The organism is Thermocrinis ruber (genome assembly GCF_000512735.1).
GTDB lineage: Bacteria > Aquificota > Aquificia > Aquificales > Aquificaceae > Thermocrinis > Thermocrinis ruber.
The window spans coordinates 1,090,714-1,111,774 of record NZ_CP007028.1; the positions used below are offsets into that span (position 1 = coordinate 1,090,714).

The following is a 21,061-nucleotide window of genomic DNA, read 5'->3' on the forward strand; positions in this document are numbered from 1 at the left end:
CCTTCAAGCCAACACCTCGGGTTTGCCTATGTAAAAGCCCTGAGCATAATCCGCTCCAAGTTTTTTGGCAAGCTCAAGGTCTTCTGCTTTTTCCACATGCTCCATAGCCACCACGTAACCCAATCTCTTTAAACCCTTTACTATCCACCTAAGCATGTTTCTCTCCTCCTTTAAAAAGAACCCATCTATTTTTACAATATCGGGCTTTGTTTTTAACAACCTTTCAACGGATGAATTCTCAACGCCAAAATCATCCACCGCCACCTTGAAACCCAAAGCCCTTATGTTACTGACCACCTCTACTAATTCCTCAGTGGTAGCTGTGATTTTACTCTCGGGAATCTCTATCACCACATCCTCTGCAGGAATGCCAGCTTTTGTAAGCTCTTTTTTAAAGTCCTCAAGCTTTGCCTTACCCTTTGCCAAGTAATGGACAAAATAAGAAGGCATGTTAAAGAATAGCTTCTCACTAACCTTCCCTGCAAACCAAGCATTTATAGCTTTATCAAAGATTATTTCTTCAAAAACCGTTAAGAGGGAAAGTTCGTAAATCTTGTCTATAAAAGCCATAGCAGGAATGTAACCACCTTGATCTTCTATACGCATTAAAACCTCGTAACCTTCTATAGAATCCTTCTTAAGGTTAAGAATTGGTTGAAAGGCAGGCACCACCCTATCTTCCTCAATGGCAGAGATGAGATCCCATACAGTTATTTCCTTTGTCTTTTGTGTTCTAAAGCTTTCAAATGTTATTATCGGCTTATTTTTACCCTTTGCCTTTGCAGTTTGTTCCTCCAAAAAGTTTAAAAGTTCTTCCGGCAATTCTCCATCCTCTGGATAGCTACATAAAGTAATGGTTGCACTTACAGAACACCCCTCCACTTGTATATCCGCAAGCCTTTTTGCAAGCCTCTCCGAAACTACCTTTGCTCCCTCCTTGTCCGTTTCCAGAAGTATTATGAGAAAACTCCCACTTTTATACTTCCCTGCTATATCACTCTTTCTTATGCTGTTGCCTATTGTATCCGCCACAAGCAAAAGCACCCTATTACCCACAAAGTAGCCCTTTTCTCTGTTTATCTGCCGTAGATTGTCAATATCAACGAGTATAAGGGAAAACTCTCTACCTTTTCTTTCGTGAAAGTAGAAGACTTTTTTTAAGATATCTTTCAGACACTGGGTATTTGGAATAAAGGTCTCTTTGTATAAGTCAAGCAATGTCAAATATTTACGGGTCATGCAAATAAATTATAAGACAGGTTATAATTACTTCCTTAGGAGGTGAAAGATGCACAGGAGCCTTTTGGAAAGCCTCACCGTTCAAAGAGAGAGCCCAGAATACCTTCAGATAAGCATGGCTGCGGCCATGACCTTAGGGCTTGTGCCCGGGCAGTTTTACAGAAACACTAAGCTCAGTTGCATAAACACCCTTTTGACCTATCCTTCTGGATGTCATGCTACATGTGCCTACTGTGGGCTTCAAAAGGCAAGGGAAGTGGAGTATTCAAAGAAGAACTTCATAAGGGTTGAGTGGCCTACAGTTGCCTTGGATGAGATCATAGACAGGGCAGAAAAGGTAGGACATGTGGAGAGGCTCTGTATAGCCCAGATAACCCACCCGAGGGCTATAAGGGACACCAAAGAGGTATTAGAAAGGGTTTTAAGGAGGCTTGGAGATAAGATATTTGTCTCTTTACTCATAAACGCCACGGGAACTACCTATCAGGATATACTGGATTATAAAAAGTTGGGTGCAGACACCGTTACCGTTGCCATAGACTGTGCGACGCCAGAGATCTTTGAAAGGTTGAGGGGCAAACCCATGAACAGCCCTCACAAATGGGAAACCTTCTGGAAGGTCTTAGAGTGGGCTTGTGATGTTATGGGTGATGGCTATGCAGGATGCCATCTGGTGGTGGGCTTGGGAGAAACAGAACAGGAGATGATAGAGACCATACAAAAGGTCAGGGATTTGGGAGCAAGGACGCACCTTTTCTCCTTCTGGCCAGAGGAAGGTTCTATGATGGAGAAGGAAAAGCCCTGCCCTGCACCTCAATATAGAAGGGTTCAGTTTGCAAGGTATTTAATAGACAACCAAATAGCCCGATACGAGGATATGAAGTTCAACGAAAATGGTCAGGTTATAGACTTTGGCATTGACAAAGACACCTTTGAGGAACTCTTTTGGAGCGGAAGACCCTTCATGACTTCCGGCTGTAGAGGAAAGACCACAGAGGTTGCCTGCAACAGACCCTTCGGAGACAGCTCCCCTACGGATATAAGGAGCTATCCCTTCAAGCCAGAAAAAAGAGATCTGGAGCGTATCAGAAAACAGCTCTTTGACTACGAGATGACCACCAACTATCCGGATATACTTAATCCTAGCGTCTTTAGGTACCAATGAACTGGGAAAACTTGCTCACAGACTTGGGTTATGCAGGCTTTGCGGGCTTTGTGGTAGGTTTTGCGGTAAAAAAACTCATAAACCTATTTCTCATGTTCGTCGGGCTATATCTTCTCTCCCTCTTTTGGCTTCAGAGCAAAGGAATAATTGAAATAAATTGGGAACAGTTCTGGGTGCTCTTTAAATCCCTCTTTCAGGGTGTTGACACCTTTGTAAAGGGTGCCCTAAAAACCGTGGCCTTTTCGTCAGCCTTTGTGGGTGGGTTTTTCTTGGGCTTTAAGGCGGGCTAAGGGTTGGAAAGTATAGTCCTTTGCATCACCGGTGCCAGCGGGAGCATATACGGGCTCAGGCTTTTGGAGGTTCTGTACGAAAAGGGCTTTCAAATAGACCTCATAGTATCCAGTGCGGGTGCTTTGGTGCTAAAGGAAGAGCTTGAGCTCTCCGTTAAGGACATCCAAGAGAAGTTTCCAAAGGTAAGGTTCATTTCTGAAAAAGCTATAGGAGACAGAATAGCCAGCGGTTCTAGACTCATCAAATATAAAGGTGTGGTGGTGGCACCCTGTTCTATGAGCACTCTTTCCTGCGTTGCTAACGGTATAAATCAAAACCTTATCCACCGGGTCTGCGAAACAGCCCTCAAGGAGAGGGTGCCCCTTGTTCTGCTCGTAAGGGAGGCTCCCTACTCGGTCATCCACATAGAGAACATGCTACGGGTAGCAAGGGCGGGTGGCATAATCATCCCCGCAAGCCCTGCCTTCTATCATAAACCCAAAAGCGTGCAGGAAATGGTGGATTTTGTAGTAGGTAAGATATTGGATGTTCTAAGGATAGAACACGAGCTTTTCAGGAGGTGGAAAGGTTAAAATAAAGGCGGGAGGGCTCCTATGGCGGAGATATTTTTTGTAGGACTTGGGAGGATGGGAAAGGGTTTAGGGAAGCGCTTAGCCCAAAGAGGGCATAAGGTGGGAGGCTACGACCCAAAGGAAGAAAACCGCAAGATTGCAAGCCAGTACTTTTTGACCTTTGACAGCCTTTTCAAGGTAAAGGACTTCTTTGAAGGCAGGAGGGTAGTTTGGATTATGGTTCCCCACTCTGCGGTGGATGATGTTTTAAGACAGCTTGAAGACCTTTTGGAAGAGGGAGACATAGTCATAGATGGTGGGAACTCTTACTACAAAGAATCCCAAAGGAGATATAATAGCCTTAAGGCTAAGGGAATACACTTTTTGGATGTGGGAGTGAGCGGTGGCGTTTATGGAGAGGAGCTTGGATACTGCCTGATGGTAGGAGGAGACAAGCCAGCCTTTGACTTTGTGGATCCAATCCTGAAGGATCTTTCCTACCAAGGAGAGGGTTATGCCTATTTGGGCAGGTCTGGTGCGGGACACTTTGCCAAGATGGTGCATAACGGCATAGAGTATGCTATGATGCAAGCCATAGGCGAGGGCTTTGAACTGTTGAAGGAGAGTGGATTTGACTACGACCTAAAGGAGGTGGCACGCATCTACAATACGGGCAGTGTGATAAGGTCTTGGCTTATGGAGCTAACCCAAAAGTCCTTTGAGGAATTTGGCACGCTGGAGGATATAAAGCCCTATGTGGAGGACACGGGCGAAGGAAGATGGGCCACCTTATCAGCAGTTGAGTTGGGAGTGCCGATGCCCGTTATAGCCCTTTCCCTTTTTATGCGTTTTAGGTCAAGGCAAGAAAACTCCTTCAGAGACAGGCTCTTGGCGGTGCTTAGGTATCAGTTTGGAAGGCATGATATAAAGAAAAATGAGTAAGCCCAAAGCCCTTTTTATATTTGGTGGCACGGGAGACTTAGCAAGAAAAAAGCTATTTCCTGCCCTGGCAAGGATCATAAAGCGTAGGAATGACTTAAAGGCGGTCTATTCCATAGCCCGTTCCAAAAGGGAGGATTGGGAGGGCATTGCTTGTAATTTGGACGCAGGCTTTACCAAACTATGCCATTTTATACCTCTTGATGTGGTCAATTGGGAAGATTACAAAAAACTCAGTAAAGAACTACAGAAGCTAAAGGACTATGAGTTGATCTTTTACCTTTCCCTCCCTCCCTTTCTTTACGAGGATACCATACTCAACCTTGGAAGGCTCCTCAGAAACTTTTCAAACGCGAGAAAGGTGGTGGTGGAAAAGCCCTTTGGCTTTGACTTGCAATCTGCTAGAAAGCTAAACAGCCTTCTCTATAGGTTTTTTGTGGAGGAGGAAATATACCGAATAGACCACTTTTTGGGAAAGGACACGGTGCAGAACATATTTTCCCTGAGGTTTTCCAATATAATCTTTGAAGGTGTATGGAACAGAAACTTTATAGACCATATGCAGATCGTAGCTTTGGAAGATGTGGATGCAGACAACCGCATAGAATTTTACGACAAGGTGGGAGCCATAAGGGACATGCTCCAGAATCACCTTTTGCAGATGCTCGCCTTTACCACCATGGAACCACCCTGTGCCATGGCTCCCCAGTTCATAAGGGACGAAAAGGTCAAGCTGTTGAGAAGTTTAAGCTTTTTTGATTTTATGAAAGGACAGTATGAAGGATACCCAAAGGAGGGCTCAAGGACCGAAACCTTAGTGGTAGCAAAGGGATACATTGAAAACCTAAGATGGCAGGGCGTTCCCTTTTACTTCATGACTGGAAAAGCCCTTGGCAGAAAGCTAACCCAAATAACTATAGTCTTTAGGGAGATACCCAAGAGTTTTGTCTCCCTTTTGGACTGTATGCCAAAGCAGAACAGAATAGTTTTTCAGGTGGCACCCAAAAACCTCCTCAGCATATCCTTTGAGCTAAAACCACCCACCGGTCGCTTTATAGCCTGCCCCATAGAAACCACCATGAAGTATGACCTAGAAGAAGCCCTCGGACAGACCCTACCGGAGGCTTACGAGACCCTCCTGGAGGACATCCTTGACTCAGACCAGAGCCTTTTCATAAGAGCGGACGAGATAGAAGTAATGTGGGAAAAGGTGGAACCTCTAATTTCTTCCGAAGATAACCCACGAGTTTATCCCCGCGGCAAACTGCCAGACTTTGCCATAGAGTTTATACAGAGGGACGGAAGAAGTTGGTTCCTTTGATGGAGGAAAAGCTTTTAAGGTTATTTGTTAGACTGATAAAAATCTTTTTGAAGAATAAAGAACATGTGCATATTGCCCTTGCGGGCGGAAAAACACCTATGCCCTTTTACAGGATGCTTTCCCTTGAATGCCTCCCTTGGGAAAGGCTTTACTTTTATTTAACGGACGAAAGGTTTGTCCCCCTAAATTCTCCCCAAAGCAACTACAAAAACATTCGGGAAAACCTCGGAGCTAAGGCAAAGATAATCTATGTGAATACAGAACTACCTTTAAAGGACGCATGCGTAGATTACTCCCAAAAACTTCCTCAGAGCTTGGATGTGTGTTTGCTTGGAGTGGGAGAGGACGGACACACCGCATCCCTCTTTCCCAACTCTCCATGCTTTGCTATAACTCCAAAGGTTTGTACCTCCGTTGCCCCCGATGGCACCCAAAGAGTTTCCCTGAGTTACCAATACCTAAACTCCTCCTGCGTAGTGATCTTTGCCCTAAAGGGCGAAGAAAAAAGAAAGGTTTATGAAAAACTCCTCAAGGGTGAAGACATTCCCGCAAGCAAGGTAAAGGGAAAAAGGAAAACCTTTATAATATATTCAACCTGAGAAGAGTTCTCTCCTTTGCCCTCTATGATACAGGAGAAACCATCCTTGGTGCAATCGTCTTTTCTACCTTTTATCCACTGTACATTACCAAGCATATAGACCCCAAGCTTTACTCTACCCTCTATGGCTTTGCCTTTTTTCTCTCCTTTCTAATGGCGGTCCCCCTTGCAAAGCTCGCAGACAGCAGAGCATACCGCAAGCGGTTTTTTGTTCTATTTACCCTTTTGACCTCAGTCCTTGGCATCCTTCTTAGCTTTAACCTCCACATGCCCGCTTTGAACCTTTTTCTCTATCTTTTGATGGCGGTCTTTCACCAGCAGGCTATGGTCTTTTACAATTCACTGCTTGGTGGTTTTGAAAGCAAGGGAACTACCTCTGGCGTGGGCGTTGCCTTTGGATACCTTGGCTCTGCCCTTAGCCTTCTCCTTCTAGCAGAATTTTTCAAGGTACCGGAGGTCTTTTACCAAACCGCCCTAATTTTTCTCTTCCTCTCACTGCCAGCCATCTTTTCCTTGCCAAACCCACCCCAAAAAACCACCATAAGCCTAAGAAAAGAGCTAGAGGACAGGAGGTTTTTGCTTTTAGTCCTTGCCATTCTTAGCCTGACTGAAGTGGCAAATACGTTGATTGCTATGATGGGCATATACTTAAAGCATGCCTATGGTTTGGAGGATCGGGAAATATACAAAGTGATTGGGCTTTCTGCCTTGGGTGGTGTCTTTGGAGGACTGCTCTTTGGCAAACTGACGGACAAACTAAAGGCAAGGCGTTTATTTCCCCTGGGCTTTGTTCTTTGGTCTTTGTTTTTGATTGTTTTATATTTAACACCAAGGGAACTGCTACTATTTGTAGGCTTTTTGGGTGGTCTTTCCCTCTCTCACCTTTGGACTACCTCAAGGGTTCTACTTTTGGAGCTTTTTCCCTTGGAAACTGTATCCCTTCGGATGTCCTTTCTTTCTTTGAGCGAGCGTATAGCATCCACCACCGGGCTTTGGGTTTGGAGCCTTTTTATGCTCCTGACGGGCAACGACTACAAGTTTTCCGCCCTTTTGATGGTTGTCTTTCCTGTGGTTGGGATATTCTTTTATTTGTTCTCAAGGAGATAGCATTCCCACCTTGGCGGGTTAAGACTGACGCTACAGCCAAGGGAAGAGAGGTCATAGACCTTAAAGTGCTTGGGTTGATCGGGTGTATGCACAAAAATAAAGGTAGTAGTCTGTGGAATGTGTTTGTTGCTCTCTTTCCAGCCCTTTATTAGCAAAAAGATCTCCCTCAGTTTTTCCCTTGCCTGCTCTAAATCTAACTCCGTTTGTGTGGAGTTTTCCACAAACACCCACCTTCCCTCTGGCATTCCTGCCAAAAGCTCCAAAGCCCGGTCTTCCGATGGAATACCATAAAAACGCATGCTTTTATTTTAAACCCTCGCCTCATAGATTTTTCCATAGGTTCAGGTATAATTTTAATCAGACATGGAAATCTTCGTGCTTGATACAAGCGTATTTACAAACCCGGATGTGTATTCCCAGTTTGAAAAGGATCAGCTGGGTGCCATAGAGAACTTTCTCTCTTTGGCTTATCACTCAAAGGCTCAGTTTTATATGCCCCTTTCGGTTTATGAAGAATTCAACAATATGGTCTCCCTTGGAGAGCTAAAGCCCAAGTTTGAGTTGGTGGTGCGAATACGTTCCCCAAGGAGATATAACCTTATGATCCCAGCGGAGTTTTTGTATGAATTCATAGAAGAAGTCAGATACAGAATAAACAAGGGCTTGAGGGTGGCAGAAGAGCACACAAGGGAGGCGGGAAGGCTAACAGAAACCGAAACGGGTAGAGTAATAACCAAACTCAGGGAAAAATACAGAGAAGCCCTAAGGGTTGGCATAATAGACAGCAAGGAGGATGCGGATGTTTTACTGCTTGCTTACGAGCTGGATGCCATCCTGATAACGGGAGATGAGGGACTGCATCGGTGGGCAGACCGGGTGGGCATAAAGCTTATAGATCCAAAGAGTTTTAGATACATATTGGAAAGCTTGGCGGGCATTAGGTGATAACCATCATATTGCATCCTATGAAAGGGTTATTATTTTTACTTTTAACTAAAACCTTTAAGGAGGTAAGTCATGCAAAACGTAACTTACAACTTTTTTGCCACCGAAAGGGCTGTTCAGGAAGTAACACGCATAGCAAAGGAAAACAACATAGAGGAGCCCATCCTCAGGATAAGGGTTGTTCCCGGCGGATGCTCTGGCTTTCAGTATGCCATGGGCTTTGACGACACCATAGAAGAAACAGACTTCGTCTTTGAATACCCCGGGCTTAAAATAGCCATAGACCAATTCTCCATGCCCTATGTAAATAACGCAGAGCTGGACTATGTTATGGACTTTATGGGTGGTGGATTCACCATCAGGAACCCCAACGTGACCGGCTCCTGCGGTTGCGGAAATAGCTTCTCCTGCGGATAAAACTATCTCTCCCCCCTTTGGGGGGCTTCCTGAATTATAACTTCAATCTTTTCCGGTTCCACCTTATCCACCAATACCAAGAATTTATAAGGGTTCCTCACATCCACCTTTAACAAGTACCTTCCGGTTTTTAAACCTCTAACATCCACAAAGGGCTGTAGGTTTTCCAAGGCACTCTCTGAAACAAGCCTTTCCACAAAGCTAACTTTCATCCTGACCTTTTTTCTTGATAGCTTGTAGACATAGTTGTCTTGGACGTTTTTAAGCTCTATTTCTCTTTCCACAGATAGGCTTGCCCTCGTTCCAAAATTTACCGCAGACCACAGTAAAAAGCCCACAATAAGGGATACTACCTTGTATTGAATATCTTCAAAGAGTAGTTTCCTCAGCATGTTAGCCTTTCTAAGTCTTGGAAGAAGTTAGGGTATGAAACCGCCACGCACTCTGGCTCGTCTATTTGGGTTTCTCCCTCCGCGGTAAGCCCAGCGATGGTGAAGCTCATGGCTATTCTGTGGTCTCCGTAGGTTTTTATGAGGGCACCTCGTAAGGGAGTTCCTCCCTCAATAGAAAAGCCGTCTTCGTACTCCTCTACCTTAGCACCCATCCTTCTTAAGTTCTCCACGATTGCCTTTATACGGTCGCTCTCTTTTACCCTAAGCTCTCCCGCTCCCCTGACGGTAGAAACACCCTGTGCATGGGCCATAACTATCGCAAGTATTGGGATTTCGTCAATAAGGCTCGGCACTTCCTCAGGATGAACATCCACTGCCTTTAGTCCTCCCGAGTACTTGACATACACATCTGCAACGGGCTCGCCGGATATTTCCCTCAGGTTTTCGTATTGCACATGGGCACCCATCTCTCTTAGCTTTCTAAAAAAGCCATCTCTTGTAGGATTTACAAGGACATCTTTAAGGAGAATCTCGCTACCTTCCAAGAGGACTGCACCCGCAGTGAAAAAGGCAGCGGAAGATGGGTCTGCAGGGCAAAGGATCTCCGTAGCCTTCAAGGTCTGCCCTCCCTCCAGCTTTACAACCCTGCCATCCTTTCCATCGTAAGAGATGAGCTTTACACCCATTGCAGAAAGTAGCCTTTCAGTGTGGTCCCGAGAGAGGTAGGGTTCATACACCTCTGTAATACCCTCTGCCCTTAGCCCAGCCAAAAGTACGCAGGATTTTACCTGGGCAGATGCCTTTTTGTTAAAGAGGGATATGCCTTTTAGTGCTCCGCCCCTTATGGCAATGGGTAGCTTGTCTCCCCCTTCTCTGCCATCCAAGTGGGCACGCATCCTTCTTAGAGGTTCCACCACCCTGAGCATAGGTCTTCTTCTCAGGCTTTGGTCTCCCGTGAGGACCGCAAAAAACCTCTGAGTAGCCAGGACGCCGAGCATGAGCCGGGCTGTAGTGCCCGAGTTTTTTGCATCAAGGACCCTTTGAGGTTCCGAAAGCTCAAAGTTTGAACCCTTTATTCTCAAGGTGCCATTTTTGTACCGGACTTTAACACCCAAAGCCCTTATTATGTTAAGGGTTGCTAAGGTGTCTTTGGACCACAGCCACTCCTGAACGTAGCTTTCTCCCTCTGCCAAAGCTGGCAATATAACCGCCCTGTGGGAGATGGATTTGTCGGAGGGAACCCTTAGCTCACCCTTTAGGCACCGAACTTTCCTTACGCTTTTCACTTAAAAGATTATCTTACATCCTTTGTTATAGGTCAAGAGGAAAGTCTTAAATCACTCTAAACTCCCTAAAGCAAAGGTGGGCGGTGTAGTGCTTTTTTATGCGGATAAATAACTCACTGTCCATCCTTTGGGCATGCCTTTGTAAAAGTTTTAGCCCCAAGCCCATGCCTCCTTTAGCATTTTCCACAAAGTCATTTCTCACGCTGAAGAGCACCCAGTCCTTGCCCACAGAGACCCTCAGATGTATAAAGTTCTTTGAATACTTTATGGCGTTGCTGAGGAGGTTATAAAGCACATCCTCCAGAATTCGTTCGTCCGTATGCAGGTAAAGATCTTTCCTTTTTATGAAGATAAGCTTTTTTTCCTTTATCTCCTCCTCAAAGAGGCTGAGCACATTCTCCAGAACATTCCAAAAATCCACCCAAACCTTAACAGGCTTTAGCTCCTCCTCCGATAGTCTGAGGATTAAGCTAACGTCCTTCTCAAGCCTCTTTATACTTCTTTGCATCCTACCCAAGGCTTGAGGAGAGTTGTTTTTTTGCAAAAGGCTAAGGTTTGTCTTTTGAACTGCCAGAAAGTTCCCAAGCTTGTGGCTTACGGACTTTATTAAATACATGCCAAACTCCCTGCCTTCTTCTACATTTTTCCAAAGTCTGTCCAAAGCCAACTGATAGACCAAAATCAAGGAAAGGATCAGCAAAAACTGAAAAAAGAATAATCTCTTTAGGCTCGGCTTTATGCTCTCCGTTAAATACTCTTCCCTTACAGCCACATAGACATTTTTAGAAGGGTCGGAAGGGTCCCTAAAGGAAAAGGAAAAGCCCGTTGGAATTTGCTCCGAGACAAGGAAGTTTTCATCCCCTCTGTGGGTTTTGCTTATGGTGTAAAGAAGATAGTGGGAGTATGCCCTAAAGTAGATGCTTTCCTCTACTACCCTTTTTAGTTCAAAGAACATGAGAATGTTCAAGGTTATAAATCCGACTGTAATCAGGGAAAGAAAAATCAGCATAAGCTTTAGCCTTTCACCCAACCCGGTATCCCCTTCCCTTCATGGTCTTTATAAATCCTTCTGGTAGCAACTTTCTAAGGTTCTTTATGTGTGCCCTCACTACATCTTCCCCCACCGGTTCGTCACCCCACACATAGTTAAGGATTTCTTCGTGGGAGACAAAGCGCCCCCTGTTTTCTACCAAAAACTTCAAAATAAGCCAGTCCTTTTTGCTCAAAGGAATTGGCTTTCCTTTCACCTTTACCATCTCTTTGCTAAAGCAGACCTCCACTTCGTCAATAACCACCACATCCTGCGGGTTTTTCCTTCTGTATAGGGCTTTTAGCCTCAAGGTTAGCTCCTCCATCTCAAAGGGCTTTGTTAGATAGTCATCCGCCCCAAGCTCAAAACAGGTGCGTTTGTCTTCAAGCCTCTGCTTGGCGGTAAGAACAAGGATGGGAGTTTCTTTGTCCTTTTCTCTGATAGCCTTTATAAGCTCCTCACCCCCTATGTGCGGCATCATCAGGTCAAGGACGATCACATCGTAGCGGGATACCTCCAAGAGGTCCATAACCTCCCTTGGGTCATACACCCAATCTGTAATAAATCCCTCCGACTGCAGGTACTCTGTTAGGCTCTCCCCCAAAAGCCGGTCATCCTCCACCAAAAGCACCTTCATAGCAAAAGCTCAAGGGCTTCTTTTATGTGGGAAACTGCGTATATTTCCATATCATCCATCTCAAGGATGTTGCCCTTTGGAACCATTGCCCTTTTAAAGCCAAAGCGTTTGCCCTCTTTTAGTCTCATCTCTGGAAAATGCACCGCCCTGACCTCTCCACCCAAGCCCAGCTCTCCAAAGACCACCACATCCCCCAGCTCCTTTCCTTTCACAGAGGATGCTATGGCTAAGGCTACCGCCAGGTCCCCCGCAGGTTCCACGATCTGCATACCCCCCACCACGTTCACAAAGACATCTTTATCCCTTGTGAATATTTTAGCCTCCTTCTCAAGGACCGCAAGGATAAGGGCAAGGCGGTTTATGTCATAGCCCTGGGTCCTTCTCTGAGGTGTTGTGTACAGGGCGTCTATGACTAAGGCTTGCACCTCCAAAAGCACTGGCTTGTTGCCCTCCGTGTGAGGAAATACCACACTGCCCGGGCTTGCCCTTCTCTCTTGCAAAAATAGGGCTGATGGCTCGGGCACCTCCTCCAATCCCCTTTCCGTCATCTTAAAAACCACCACCTCCCCACTTGCACCAAAGCGATTCTTAACCACCTTTAAAACTCGGTAAAAGCTGAACCTTTCTCCTTCAAAATAAAGGACTGTATCCACCAGATGTTCCAGAACCTTTGGACCTGCAATGCTTCCCTCCTTGGTGATCTGTCCTACTATGAACACTGGGATGTCCCTTCTTTTGCAGAACTCTGCCAGCTTGTACGCACACTCCCTAACCTGTGCCACTGAACCGGGTGCAGATTCCAACTGGGAAGAATGGATGGTCTGTATGGAATCCACTACCAAAAGGCTTGGCTTTAGTTCTTGGATGGTTTCCAAAATATACTCAAGCTCAGTCTCGGGCAAAAGGTAGAGGTTTTCCCCTTCCACTTTTAGCCTTTTTGCCCTCGTTCCTATCTGACTGCCTGACTCTTCCCCTGATACATACAGAACCTTTCCGTAAGCCTTTGAGTACTTTTCCGCCAACTGCAAAAGCAGGGTAGATTTTCCTATGCCCGGCTCCCCTGCGATCAGTAAAACCTGTCCCTTTACAAGCCCTCCGCCCAAGGCTAAGTCCATCTGTTCAAAGCCAGTAGATAGCCTTTTTAAGTCCTCCTCCACCCACATGGGTAAGGGCTTGTAGACCATGGCAGGACCAAGGGTCTTGGTGGCAACCCTTTCCCTCTCTTCCACCATACTGTTCCAAGCACCGCAAGAAGGACACCTTCCAAACCACTTGGTGGAAGAGTATCCGCACTCCTGACAGACAAAGAATGTTTTTTCTTTTTTCATCCCCCCAGCTTAAACATCTCCACTTTTTTGGGCTTTATGCCCTTTTTCAAAAGCTCAAGCCTTTCCTCTGAATACCTGTCCTTTCTTTTTTCCCAAAGGGCCACTATAAAATCCCTTATTTCCTCGTCCTTTGCACCGCCCCTTAGAAGGCTTTTCAGGTCATAGCCGTCGCTTGCAAAAAGGCACGTGAAAAGCTTGCCATCTGCGGTTAGCCTTAAACGGTTGCACTCCCCACAGAAGGGCTGTGTTACAGACGCTATTATCCCAAACTTGTAGCCATCCTCCAGCATAAACCTCTCCGCAGTTTCTCCCCTCCTTTGCCTTCCGATGGGTTTTACTCTGTACCTTTGGGAGATGGCGTTGATAATCTCTTTAGCAGAAAAGACCCGTTCAAGGGACCATCCGTTTAAAGTTCCCACATCCATAAACTCTATAAACCTAACCTCCACCCCCAAGGGTCTGAAAAACTCTATAAAGTCTAAAATTTCATCGTCGTTTATATCCCTCACCACGCATACATTAACCTTGACCGAAAGCCCAAGCTCCAAGCTCCTGTGTATGCCCTCCAAAATCTGACCCACTTTAACATCCCTTCCCACAAGCTTAGAAAGGGTCTGGTCCCTCAAAGAAGGAAGGCTCACAGTTACTCTCTTTAATCCTGCCGAAGCTAAATCTTGGACCTTGTCCTTTAGCAAAAAGCCGTTGGTGGTAAGGGCTATGTCCTCTACCTCTTGGCTTATGAGGGCTACTAAGTTTTCCAAGTGCCTTCTGAGAAGTGGCTCTCCGCCTGTAAGCCTTACCTTTTTAACTCCAAGCCCTTTGACTATACGCACCACCCTTGCGATCTCTTCAAAGCTCAGAATCTCTTCCCTTTTGAAAAACTCATAGTTTTCCCCCTCCGGCATACAAAACTGACATCTGAAGTTGCACCGGTCTGTTACCGATACTCGCAGGTCCTTTAGCTCTCTTCCAAGTTGGTCTATGGGCATAGTTTAAAATTTAAACCTCATCGGAAAATATCACCTCTGGTGGAGGGACCTTTATAATCCCCCTTTGGTAGCCAAGGCTCAAAAGTAGCCTCACCGCCCTTCTGCCATCCTCTCCGTAATCTATTGTCCTTTCATTCACATACATGCTCACAAATTTTTTTGTTTTTTCTGTGTCTTCTTTTATGTCCCTTGCATACTCCCTTGCGTATTTTAGGGCTTCCTCCGGGTGGGACAAGGCGTACTCTACGCTCTTTCTCATAAGCCTTTCTATCTTTTGGATGATTTCCTTTCCCAAGTCCTTCCTAACCACATTTCCACCCAAGGGCAAAGGCAAACCAAAGCTTTCCTTCCACCACTCACCCAAATCAACCACCTTATTTAGTCCCTTATCTTTGTAGCTCAGTTGTCCTTCGTGGATTACCAAGCCTGCCTTTACCTCCCCCGAAAGCACCGCATCAAGCACTTTGTCAAAGGGCATAACCACCGGCTCAAAGTCCGGCTCGTAAAGCTTTAAAACCAAGTAGGCGGTGGTCAACTTCCCCGGCACCGCGACCTTTTCTCCCTTCAAGCTCTTTAACTCTTCCCTTGCCACAACCAAGGGACCGTAGCCATCTCCTACACTGCCACCGCTTGGAAGCACCAAGTATTTGTCCGCTATGTATGGGTACGCATGAAAAGACACCGCAGAAACTTCGTAGGTTCCCTCCAGGGCACGTTGATTGAGGGTTTCAATATCCGCCAAAACGTGCTCTATCTCTAAACCTTCCGTGTCTATGACCCCTGCAGTGAGAGGATAAAACATAAAGGCATCGTCTGAATCTGGGCTGTGGGCAATTCTAATACGCACAGGAAAAATTATAATCCCTTACAGCAAAGTTATCGGCTTTCCTCTTTCATAAACTGCCCTAACTGCCCTTACTTTTTCCGCATCCTTCCTGTACTTATCCACGAAGAACATCTCTCCTACAGCCCTATCCCTTGTAAGCGTAAGGACCGAGTAGCCCCAGATTTTATGTTCTATATATTTAGTCCAAGGGTTTTGGTTCTTTTCCGCCTGGGCAAACTCCACGTGGTTTGACACGCCGTAATCTCTCCACCAGGTGGTCTCTGCGGCACTTATGGAGGAAAGGGCTGGCGTCATAAACTCCATCCCAAGAACCTTTTGATAGTCTCCTTCAAACTTGTCTGGAACCTCTGCCACTAGCCCCGCATGCCTGTCTCCCGTTATGATAACCAGATTGTTTATAGCCTTTGACCCTAAAAACCTGAGGATCTCCTCCCTCTCTCCTGCGTAGCCATCCCAAGCATCCAAGGAACCAAAGAGTCCGTTGACCCTACCCTGAACAAACTGAACCTCGTTTGCCCAAACTTTCCAGTTGTAGCCTTTTTCCTCCAGCTTTCTGAACAACCAAGTTTTTTGTTCCTTTCCCAGCATAGAGGTTTTTCTCTGTTCGGGACAGCCTGGGTGTGCAAATCTCTTTTCACAAGGTTGAGGCGTCCTGTAGGACCTCTCGTCGGTGCATATCAAGTGAAGAAGGTCTCCCACCTTAAAGTCCCTGTATATGGTTATCCACTTTAATGGATCCCTTGAATCTAGGTCTACCTTTACCTTGGCGGGTGTGTAGGCAAGCCATGCCTGTATGGCTATCCTCCTTAGTGCCAAGCTCTGGGCTTTTTTCCTGTAAAAGGGATGTCTGGGCAATAGGTAGTAGCCTCCCTCGTAGTCATAGGAGTAATCGTTGGCGTACTCGTGGTCATCCCAGATGTATATGAAAGGATGCATGGCACGGGCAAGCTGATAGTCCTTGTCAGAAAGATAGGTTCTGTATAGGTACAGGTAGTCTTCCAAGGTGAGGGCTATTCTTCCACCGGAGGGAAGGTTCAGATCCCTTCCGGGCACCCTAGGCGGTCCGTAGATCTTCTCGTAAATTTGGTCTCCCAAATGCACCACAAAACCTACGTCCTCTTGGGAAATGTGCCTAAAGGCGGAGTAGTAGCCATCCGCATAGTTTTGGCAGGTGATAAAAGCAAACCTAAACTCCTCCGGGCTTCCTGCAGGCAGTGTTTTGAACCTTCCCGTTAGAGATGGAACATCTGCATACACAAAGCGGTAGTAGTAGGTGCCACCTGGCTTTAATCCATCTATGGTAAGCTTTACTGTGTAGTCCCTTGAGGGGTTTATTCTGTCTGCAGGTATGCGAACTTGGACCACCTCCGAAAAGTCAGGCTTTGTGGATATCTCAAGCACCAGGTCCCTTTTCATACTTTCGTGCACCTTTGGCTCAATTCTTGTCCATAACACTACGCTGTCCTGGGTAGGGTCTCCGCTTGCGACGCCCTGAGGAAAGACTTCGGGTGTGTCACTGGCAAAGGCTTCCAAGTTTCTGGTAAGTAAGCACAGCAGAGGCACGCTTATGAACTCTCTTCTTGTAAGCATGCCTTTACCTCCTCAGTTGGTACTCCACCTCCACCCTCAGGTTGACAGGCTTTCCATCTGGGGGAGGGGGAAACTTTAGACTCCTTATGAGCCTGAGGGTTTCGTTGTCTATGGAGGAGCTTCCGCTGGAGCTTGCAAGCCTCACATTGACGGGGTTTCCAGATTCATCTATGGTAAAGCTAACCACCACTGTTCCCTCCTCTCCCCTTCTCTTTGCCTCCTCTGGATAGCGTTTTTTGGACTCTATTATACCCTTCACCAGGGCAAAGTATCTACTCAGTTGGTCTGCAGGAGGGGACAAGGTGGGCTTTTTTTCTTGAACCTGCGGTGGGTTTTCCACCCTTTCGCGAGTAGCTACCTCCTGTCTTTGAACCTCTCCACTGCGAGGAGCTTCCTGTTGCGCGCGAGCCTCTCCACCGATTATTCTCTTCTCCTCCCTAGGAGTTTCTCTTGTGCCTGCCTCCTGAGTGGCAAGAGGTTTAACTTCCTGCGCCACTGGGCTCTCTTGAACTGGAGTCTGTCTCGTTGTCTCTTCTTTTAATTTTTCTTCCTGCGCTTTCGGTGGCTGTTGTGGGAGTTTTTCTTGAGTTTTTCTTTCTATCCTTTCCCTTTTTTGTTCCCGCTGGGCTTGTCTTTCAACCTTTCGTTGCTCAGGTGGGCTTTGAGGCTTTTGCTCCAAAATGGGAAGGCTTATCACCTCCACCACCTGCTGGGGAGTTTCTGGCAAAGAGTAGAGGGTGAGCCTTGAGAAAAGAAGTGCTACCGCCACAGCTGAAAAGGAAGAGAAAACAAATGAACTGATAATAGTATATAACCTCTCCCTTTTCAGCCCTGCGTTCATTTTTTCTCACCCGCTATGGCGATTCTGGAGATTCCCTCCTCCTTTAATACATCTATTACATTCATAAGGTGCTGAGCCTTTGAATCTCTGTCTGCCACTATAACCACCATCAGTTGATCCTTTTGGGTTATACCCTTTAGGTAGGACCTTAGGGCTTGAATGCCCCTTCCTACATTCTCGGTTTCTATGTCTCCGTCTTTGCCTATGTAAACCTTAAGGGGCTCTTTCACTTGGATAGTCTCAAGGGTGGAGGAGGTAGGAAGCTTTAGGTTTTGAAAGAGCATGGGAAAGACGTTCAAAGTGTAAAGAATAAAGAAGGTTAGCAAAAAGAGCATTATGTCTATCATTGGGATTATTTGTATCTCTTCCTTTTCTTGCTCTGGTTCCTCAAGCATTGACAAAAGTCTTTGTCTCTTCATACTCTTCCTCCAAAAGTTTGATCTTTAGCTCTTCTTTTATCTGGTGATGCTTTGAGATGAAGAACTTATACCACAGATAAAACCAAAGGGACATGGCTATACCCACCGCGGTAGCCACCAACGCCAAGCCTATGGCACTGCTTATCTCACCAGCACCCGCCACTCCCTTCCTTCCCAATTCCACAAAAGCAATTATTAAGCCTATTACCGTCCCCAAAAGCCCCAGGAGGGGGGAGGTGGTGGCAGAAAAGTCCAAAAACCAAAGACCCTTTTTAAAGTCTAAGAGCCAACGCACTAAATCCATAGGTTCTGTGTTTGGCTTTCTTCTTAGGCTCAACAGCTTCAAAAACACTATGTAGTTTCCGTAGAAAAAGACAAGGAACATCAGTATAAAGACCGCTATCTTTACCGTCTGCATGGTTAGAACCTCCCCCTGAGTCCTACGGAGATTGTAAAGGGTGCTCCTGCATAGTAGGTTCCCCTCTCGGTTCCGGGAGATATCCTTCCCACGTACTTCTTATCCGTTAAATTCACCACATCCACGAGTAAGTCTATGCCCTTGTATATCCTCCTCTGCACGTTGAGATTTACCAGAGTATACGGAGATACCCTTTCCGTGTTGATAAAGTTTCCGTACCTTGAACCAACATACTGAACGCTTGGACTTATTCTAAATCCCAATAGTTCAAACCTACCACCAAGCTTTATCATGCGCTCGGGAGTGTCGGGCACTGTTTTATCCTTTATGTTATACCTTGTATTCCCATCGTAAAAACTCTCATCCTTAAACTTGGCTTCGTTGTAGGAGAAGGATGTATAAATGCTTACTTTCCTTACGGGCACAATACCCAGTTCCAACTCCGCCCCATAAGCATCCACCTTTCCTGCGTTCCTAAGGTATATGAGGGTTGGGTCATTGGGGTCCGCAATGCGTATAAGCCTGTTTTTGTATTTCACATAGTAAACAGAAGGTGCTATGTAGAACTTATCAAAGTCAAACCTTAAGCCCAAGTCATAGTTGTCCGCCTCTTCTGGCTTTAGCTGGTCCGCCACAAACTGTGCAGAGACGCCTGAGGGTATCGTGCCTAAAAAGTTTTGGGGCACCCTAAAGTTCTTTGCATAGGCAAAATAACCGTAGGCAAAGTTTGTAAATTGGTAGCCAACTCCAAAGCTGGGAAGTGTTTTTCTGTAGGTCTTTTCGTAGGTTCTATCTGGATCCAGAGTTAGCCCCGGATGCTTATAAATGCCGTCTTCTGGGTAATAAGGGAGTGTAGTTGGAGTTTGGTAGCTTTTAAAGTCTCTCTTTACGCTTGCAAATCTCACTCCGAGGTTGATGTCCATTTTATCCAAAAGTCCCTTGGACTCAAGGAATAAATAAGGTGTATTTGTTATGGTCTTTGTGCGTTGGATGTATCCATAATAAGAGTCATTATCATTCAAGGTGAAGGTGCCGTCCGGATAGACGTCGACTCTGCGGTGTGGTTGCCACTGCTTTAGGTCCGCATACTCATACCAGTATCCCAAAAATAGTCTTGAGTCCTTTGGCAGTTCAAACTTCAATTCTGCTATAACACCAGGTCTGTCCGTGTAGTTGAAGGATTCTCTAAAGTATACTCTTGCTGGTGGTGGAGTGGTTCTTCTTATGGCACTCGTTCCCGAACCCCTACCTATCCACATGTAGGGCTTTAAGCTTAGCTTTACACTGCTTGTTATGTCCAGCTCTATGTTAGCCCTAAGCTGTTGGTTGGTGTAGGGGTTTTTGTGGAATTCGTAGTATAATCTGTTATGATTTTGGTTAGTTGCTCCTGTATTTGGATAGAGCAGTCTATCATTATAGTCTCCCCTTCTGAACATTGTGCTAAGTTCACTATAGGTAAACCCTCTGTAAAAGTAGTTCAGCTGGACGTTCTTGTCGTAGTAAAACTCCCAAAAGAGCCTGCCAACTTTGTGGGATATGCCCACTGTGTAGTGGTCTCTGTATTCGGGGTGTTTGCCTGGACCCTTCCATTTGTCCGCCTCCGTGTGAGAGTAAGATACAAACAGCTTGGGAAGGTTTCTGTTTCCTAAAAGGTATCCCGTATCAAGTCTTATAAAGTGCCTCTTAAAGTTAAAGGAACCGTACTTTTCGCTGAGAGTGATCCCAAACTTGTTGGCGGGAGGTCTTGTTCTGACCCTTATGGCACCTCCTATCTCTACGTAGAAGGGGTTTCTCTTGCTCACCACACCTCTTTCTACGGTGATGCTCTCTAAATTTTCCACGTCTGCGTACTCATGAGGATAAAGCCTGAAGTTTCCAGAGTCGTTTAGGGGCATGTCGTCAATGGTTACTCCGATTTGAGTATCGTCAAAGCCTCTCAGTCTTATGGTTCCACCGCCAAGACCGTAGGCATCATCCGTCTGGATGTTCAAGGAGGGCGTGAGCTCTATGGCTTTGAAGATATTTACACTTCCCGCACCAGATCTGACTTTTAGCTCTTCCTCCTTTACAGTGGTCTCCGTCTTTGGAGTTCTTCTTTTAACTTCCACCGGCAGGATGGCTTCCTTTCCACCCTCTTCTTCTACTCTAACTTTTATTAGTGTCTCTTGAGAAAAAGCCAAACTACCAAACAGTGCAGAAAGTAGAATAGCAGTCCTTTTCATGCTGAACCTCCTTGGGAATGCAGTTTAGCAGGGAATTGTTAAGTTTCTGTTAAGCTGACTGTCCGCTAGCATCCTCAAAAACTTCTCTGGGAAGGGCTTAAATATATTCCATGATACCCTATGGTTCGTTGGTTTTGTCCTTACTGTTGGAATGAGGTAGATGAGAGGGACGAAGTTTGTCCTCATTGCGGTGCGGACCTCAAGGGCTTTAGTTCCTTAGATTACGACCAAAAACTAATTCTTGCCCTTGATTGTCCTATAACGCAGAGCAGAATGTTCGTTATTGAGGTGCTCGGCAGGAGAAAAACGCAAGGGGCGGTGCCTAAGCTCTGCAGAATGCTCTTTGAAGACAGGGACACCTTTGAGCTTATTGAAATTGCAAAAGCCCTTTTGAACATAGGAACCGCAGACGCCCTTGAGTGTCTGCAGAGGAGAATGAAAACCGAGGACAACTTGATACTTAAAAGGTTCTTAGAAGTGCTCCTTTAA

At 45.9% G+C, this 21,061-nt stretch carries 24 protein-coding genes; 10 read left to right on the forward strand and 14 right to left on the reverse strand.

Features of this window, described 5'->3' with window-relative positions:
- Positions 1–3: 3 nt before the first annotated feature.
- Positions 4–1,239: an EAL domain-containing protein gene (locus THERU_RS05835; RefSeq protein ID WP_025306343.1), complete on the reverse strand. Its 1,236-nt coding sequence runs from the start codon at positions 1,237–1,239 to the stop codon at positions 4–6.
- Between the two features lie 49 nt (positions 1,240–1,288).
- Here THERU_RS05835 and THERU_RS05840 point away from each other — a divergent pair, with 49 nt between their 5' ends.
- From THERU_RS05840 to THERU_RS05870, 7 genes are all read left to right on the forward strand, one after another.
- Positions 1,289–2,404 carry a radical SAM protein gene (locus tag THERU_RS05840; RefSeq protein WP_025306344.1) on the forward strand — a complete coding sequence of 372 codons (1,116 nt, stop codon included), beginning with the start codon at positions 1,289–1,291 and terminating at the stop codon, positions 2,402–2,404.
- Entirely contained in the window at positions 2,401–2,694 is a 294-nt protein-coding gene (locus tag THERU_RS05845; protein WP_025306345.1) for an FUN14 domain-containing protein, read from the forward strand. Before THERU_RS05840 ends, THERU_RS05845 begins: the two co-directional genes overlap by 4 nt.
- Before the next feature lie 3 nt (positions 2,695–2,697).
- The gene (locus THERU_RS05850; RefSeq protein ID WP_025306346.1) at positions 2,698–3,267 is read left to right on the forward strand and encodes a UbiX family flavin prenyltransferase; all 570 of its coding nucleotides are present in this window, start codon (positions 2,698–2,700) and stop codon (positions 3,265–3,267) included.
- 21 nt (positions 3,268–3,288) lie between these two features.
- Positions 3,289–4,188, forward strand: coding sequence for a phosphogluconate dehydrogenase (NAD(+)-dependent, decarboxylating) (gene gnd / locus THERU_RS05855; RefSeq protein WP_025306347.1), 900 nt, complete (start codon positions 3,289–3,291; stop codon positions 4,186–4,188).
- On the forward strand, positions 4,181–5,506 hold the full coding sequence (locus THERU_RS05860) for a glucose-6-phosphate dehydrogenase (protein ID WP_025306348.1): 1,326 nt from the start codon (positions 4,181–4,183) through the stop codon (positions 5,504–5,506). Before gnd ends, THERU_RS05860 begins: the two co-directional genes overlap by 8 nt.
- A complete protein-coding gene (gene pgl, locus THERU_RS05865) occupies positions 5,506–6,105 on the forward strand; it encodes a 6-phosphogluconolactonase (protein ID WP_025306349.1) in 600 nt (199 codons plus the stop codon). The genes THERU_RS05860 and pgl overlap by 1 nt, the downstream gene beginning before the upstream one ends.
- A gap of 152 nt (positions 6,106–6,257) precedes the next feature.
- Positions 6,258–7,211, forward strand: coding sequence for an MFS transporter (locus tag THERU_RS05870; RefSeq protein WP_342666000.1), 954 nt, complete (start codon positions 6,258–6,260; stop codon positions 7,209–7,211).
- Here THERU_RS05870 and THERU_RS05875 read toward each other — a convergent pair.
- On the reverse strand, positions 7,190–7,510 hold the full coding sequence (locus tag THERU_RS05875; RefSeq protein ID WP_025306351.1) for a hypothetical protein: 321 nt from the start codon (positions 7,508–7,510) through the stop codon (positions 7,190–7,192). The genes THERU_RS05870 and THERU_RS05875 overlap by 22 nt on opposite strands.
- 64 nt (positions 7,511–7,574) lie before the next feature.
- Here THERU_RS05875 and THERU_RS05880 point away from each other — a divergent pair, with 64 nt between their 5' ends.
- On the forward strand, positions 7,575–8,156 hold the full coding sequence (locus THERU_RS05880) for an RNA ligase partner protein (RefSeq protein ID WP_025306352.1): 582 nt from the start codon (positions 7,575–7,577) through the stop codon (positions 8,154–8,156).
- Between the two features lie 72 nt (positions 8,157–8,228).
- Positions 8,229–8,573 (forward strand): HesB/IscA family protein, encoded by a 345-nt coding sequence (locus THERU_RS05885; RefSeq protein WP_025306353.1) that lies wholly within the window; start codon positions 8,229–8,231, stop codon positions 8,571–8,573.
- Positions 8,574–8,575: 2 nt separating this feature from the next.
- Here THERU_RS05885 and THERU_RS05890 read toward each other — a convergent pair whose 3' ends face one another.
- The 12 genes from THERU_RS05890 to THERU_RS05945 form a co-directional block, all read right to left on the reverse strand.
- The gene (locus tag THERU_RS05890) at positions 8,576–8,965 is read right to left on the reverse strand and encodes a YbbR-like domain-containing protein (RefSeq protein ID WP_025306354.1); all 390 of its coding nucleotides are present in this window, start codon (positions 8,963–8,965) and stop codon (positions 8,576–8,578) included.
- On the reverse strand, positions 8,959–10,251 hold the full coding sequence (aroA, locus tag THERU_RS05895) for a 3-phosphoshikimate 1-carboxyvinyltransferase (protein WP_025306355.1): 1,293 nt from the start codon (positions 10,249–10,251) through the stop codon (positions 8,959–8,961). The genes THERU_RS05890 and aroA overlap by 7 nt, the downstream gene beginning before the upstream one ends.
- 46 nt (positions 10,252–10,297) lie before the next feature.
- Entirely contained in the window at positions 10,298–11,260 is a 963-nt protein-coding gene (locus THERU_RS05900) for a sensor histidine kinase (protein WP_169727097.1), read from the reverse strand.
- A gap of 13 nt (positions 11,261–11,273) precedes the next feature.
- On the reverse strand, positions 11,274–11,918 hold the full coding sequence (locus THERU_RS05905) for a response regulator transcription factor (protein WP_025306357.1): 645 nt from the start codon (positions 11,916–11,918) through the stop codon (positions 11,274–11,276).
- On the reverse strand, positions 11,915–13,246 hold the full coding sequence (gene radA / locus THERU_RS05910) for a DNA repair protein RadA (protein ID WP_025306358.1): 1,332 nt from the start codon (positions 13,244–13,246) through the stop codon (positions 11,915–11,917). Before radA ends, THERU_RS05905 begins: the two co-directional genes overlap by 4 nt.
- Positions 13,243–14,235 carry a GTP 3',8-cyclase MoaA gene (gene moaA, locus THERU_RS05915; protein ID WP_025306359.1) on the reverse strand — a complete coding sequence of 331 codons (993 nt, stop codon included), beginning with the start codon at positions 14,233–14,235 and terminating at the stop codon, positions 13,243–13,245. Before moaA ends, radA begins: the two co-directional genes overlap by 4 nt.
- Positions 14,236–14,245: 10 nt before the next feature.
- Positions 14,246–15,082: a menaquinone biosynthesis family protein gene (locus THERU_RS05920; RefSeq protein ID WP_025306360.1), complete on the reverse strand. Its 837-nt coding sequence runs from the start codon at positions 15,080–15,082 to the stop codon at positions 14,246–14,248.
- Positions 15,083–15,100: 18 nt separating this feature from the next.
- Complete coding sequence (locus THERU_RS05925) at positions 15,101–16,672, reverse strand: alkaline phosphatase D family protein (RefSeq protein ID WP_025306361.1); 1,572 nt, start codon at positions 16,670–16,672, stop codon at positions 15,101–15,103.
- Between the two features lie 4 nt (positions 16,673–16,676).
- A complete protein-coding gene (locus THERU_RS08355) occupies positions 16,677–17,441 on the reverse strand; it encodes an energy transducer TonB (protein ID WP_245565805.1) in 765 nt (254 codons plus the stop codon).
- 68 nt (positions 17,442–17,509) lie between these two features.
- Entirely contained in the window at positions 17,510–17,932 is a 423-nt protein-coding gene (locus THERU_RS05935; RefSeq protein WP_038532191.1) for an ExbD/TolR family protein, read from the reverse strand.
- Complete coding sequence (locus tag THERU_RS08360) at positions 17,901–18,350, reverse strand: MotA/TolQ/ExbB proton channel family protein (RefSeq protein ID WP_025306364.1); 450 nt, start codon at positions 18,348–18,350, stop codon at positions 17,901–17,903. The genes THERU_RS05935 and THERU_RS08360 overlap by 32 nt, the downstream gene beginning before the upstream one ends.
- Positions 18,351–18,352: 2 nt before the next feature.
- Complete coding sequence (locus THERU_RS05945) at positions 18,353–20,572, reverse strand: TonB-dependent receptor (RefSeq protein WP_025306365.1); 2,220 nt, start codon at positions 20,570–20,572, stop codon at positions 18,353–18,355.
- A 120-nt stretch (positions 20,573–20,692) separates the two neighbouring features.
- Here THERU_RS05945 and THERU_RS05950 point away from each other — a divergent pair, with 120 nt between their 5' ends.
- Positions 20,693–21,061 carry a HEAT repeat domain-containing protein gene (locus THERU_RS05950; RefSeq protein WP_038532194.1) on the forward strand — a complete coding sequence of 123 codons (369 nt, stop codon included), beginning with the start codon at positions 20,693–20,695 and terminating at the stop codon, positions 21,059–21,061.

What these genes read in the sequence shown, in the direction of transcription:
- THERU_RS05835 (WP_025306343.1), bottom strand. Translation starts at nt 1,239, where the DNA reads ATGACCCGTAAATATTTGACATTGCTTGACTTATACAAAGAGACCTTT.
- THERU_RS05840 (WP_025306344.1), top strand. Translation starts at nt 1,289, where the DNA reads ATGCACAGGAGCCTTTTGGAAAGCCTCACCGTTCAAAGAGAGAGCCCA.
- THERU_RS05845 (WP_025306345.1), top strand. Translation starts at nt 2,401, where the DNA reads ATGAACTGGGAAAACTTGCTCACAGACTTGGGTTATGCAGGCTTTGCG.
- gnd (WP_025306347.1), top strand. Translation starts at nt 3,289, where the DNA reads ATGGCGGAGATATTTTTTGTAGGACTTGGGAGGATGGGAAAGGGTTTA.
- THERU_RS05860 (WP_025306348.1), top strand. Translation starts at nt 4,181, where the DNA reads ATGAGTAAGCCCAAAGCCCTTTTTATATTTGGTGGCACGGGAGACTTA.
- pgl (WP_025306349.1), top strand. Translation starts at nt 5,506, where the DNA reads ATGGAGGAAAAGCTTTTAAGGTTATTTGTTAGACTGATAAAAATCTTT.
- THERU_RS05870 (WP_342666000.1), top strand. Translation starts at nt 6,258, where the DNA reads ATGGCGGTCCCCCTTGCAAAGCTCGCAGACAGCAGAGCATACCGCAAG.
- THERU_RS05875 (WP_025306351.1), bottom strand. Translation starts at nt 7,510, where the DNA reads ATGCGTTTTTATGGTATTCCATCGGAAGACCGGGCTTTGGAGCTTTTG.
- THERU_RS05880 (WP_025306352.1), top strand. Translation starts at nt 7,575, where the DNA reads ATGGAAATCTTCGTGCTTGATACAAGCGTATTTACAAACCCGGATGTG.
- THERU_RS05885 (WP_025306353.1), top strand. Translation starts at nt 8,229, where the DNA reads ATGCAAAACGTAACTTACAACTTTTTTGCCACCGAAAGGGCTGTTCAG.
- THERU_RS05890 (WP_025306354.1), bottom strand. Translation starts at nt 8,965, where the DNA reads ATGCTGAGGAAACTACTCTTTGAAGATATTCAATACAAGGTAGTATCC.
- THERU_RS05900 (WP_169727097.1), bottom strand. Translation starts at nt 11,260, where the DNA reads ATGCTGATTTTTCTTTCCCTGATTACAGTCGGATTTATAACCTTGAAC.
- THERU_RS05905 (WP_025306357.1), bottom strand. Translation starts at nt 11,918, where the DNA reads ATGAAGGTGCTTTTGGTGGAGGATGACCGGCTTTTGGGGGAGAGCCTA.
- radA (WP_025306358.1), bottom strand. Translation starts at nt 13,246, where the DNA reads ATGAAAAAAGAAAAAACATTCTTTGTCTGTCAGGAGTGCGGATACTCT.
- moaA (WP_025306359.1), bottom strand. Translation starts at nt 14,235, where the DNA reads ATGCCCATAGACCAACTTGGAAGAGAGCTAAAGGACCTGCGAGTATCG.
- THERU_RS05925 (WP_025306361.1), bottom strand. Translation starts at nt 16,672, where the DNA reads ATGCTTACAAGAAGAGAGTTCATAAGCGTGCCTCTGCTGTGCTTACTT.
- THERU_RS05935 (WP_038532191.1), bottom strand. Translation starts at nt 17,932, where the DNA reads ATGAAGAGACAAAGACTTTTGTCAATGCTTGAGGAACCAGAGCAAGAA.
- THERU_RS08360 (WP_025306364.1), bottom strand. Translation starts at nt 18,350, where the DNA reads ATGCAGACGGTAAAGATAGCGGTCTTTATACTGATGTTCCTTGTCTTT.
- THERU_RS05945 (WP_025306365.1), bottom strand. Translation starts at nt 20,572, where the DNA reads ATGAAAAGGACTGCTATTCTACTTTCTGCACTGTTTGGTAGTTTGGCT.
- THERU_RS05950 (WP_038532194.1), top strand. Translation starts at nt 20,693, where the DNA reads ATGGTTCGTTGGTTTTGTCCTTACTGTTGGAATGAGGTAGATGAGAGG.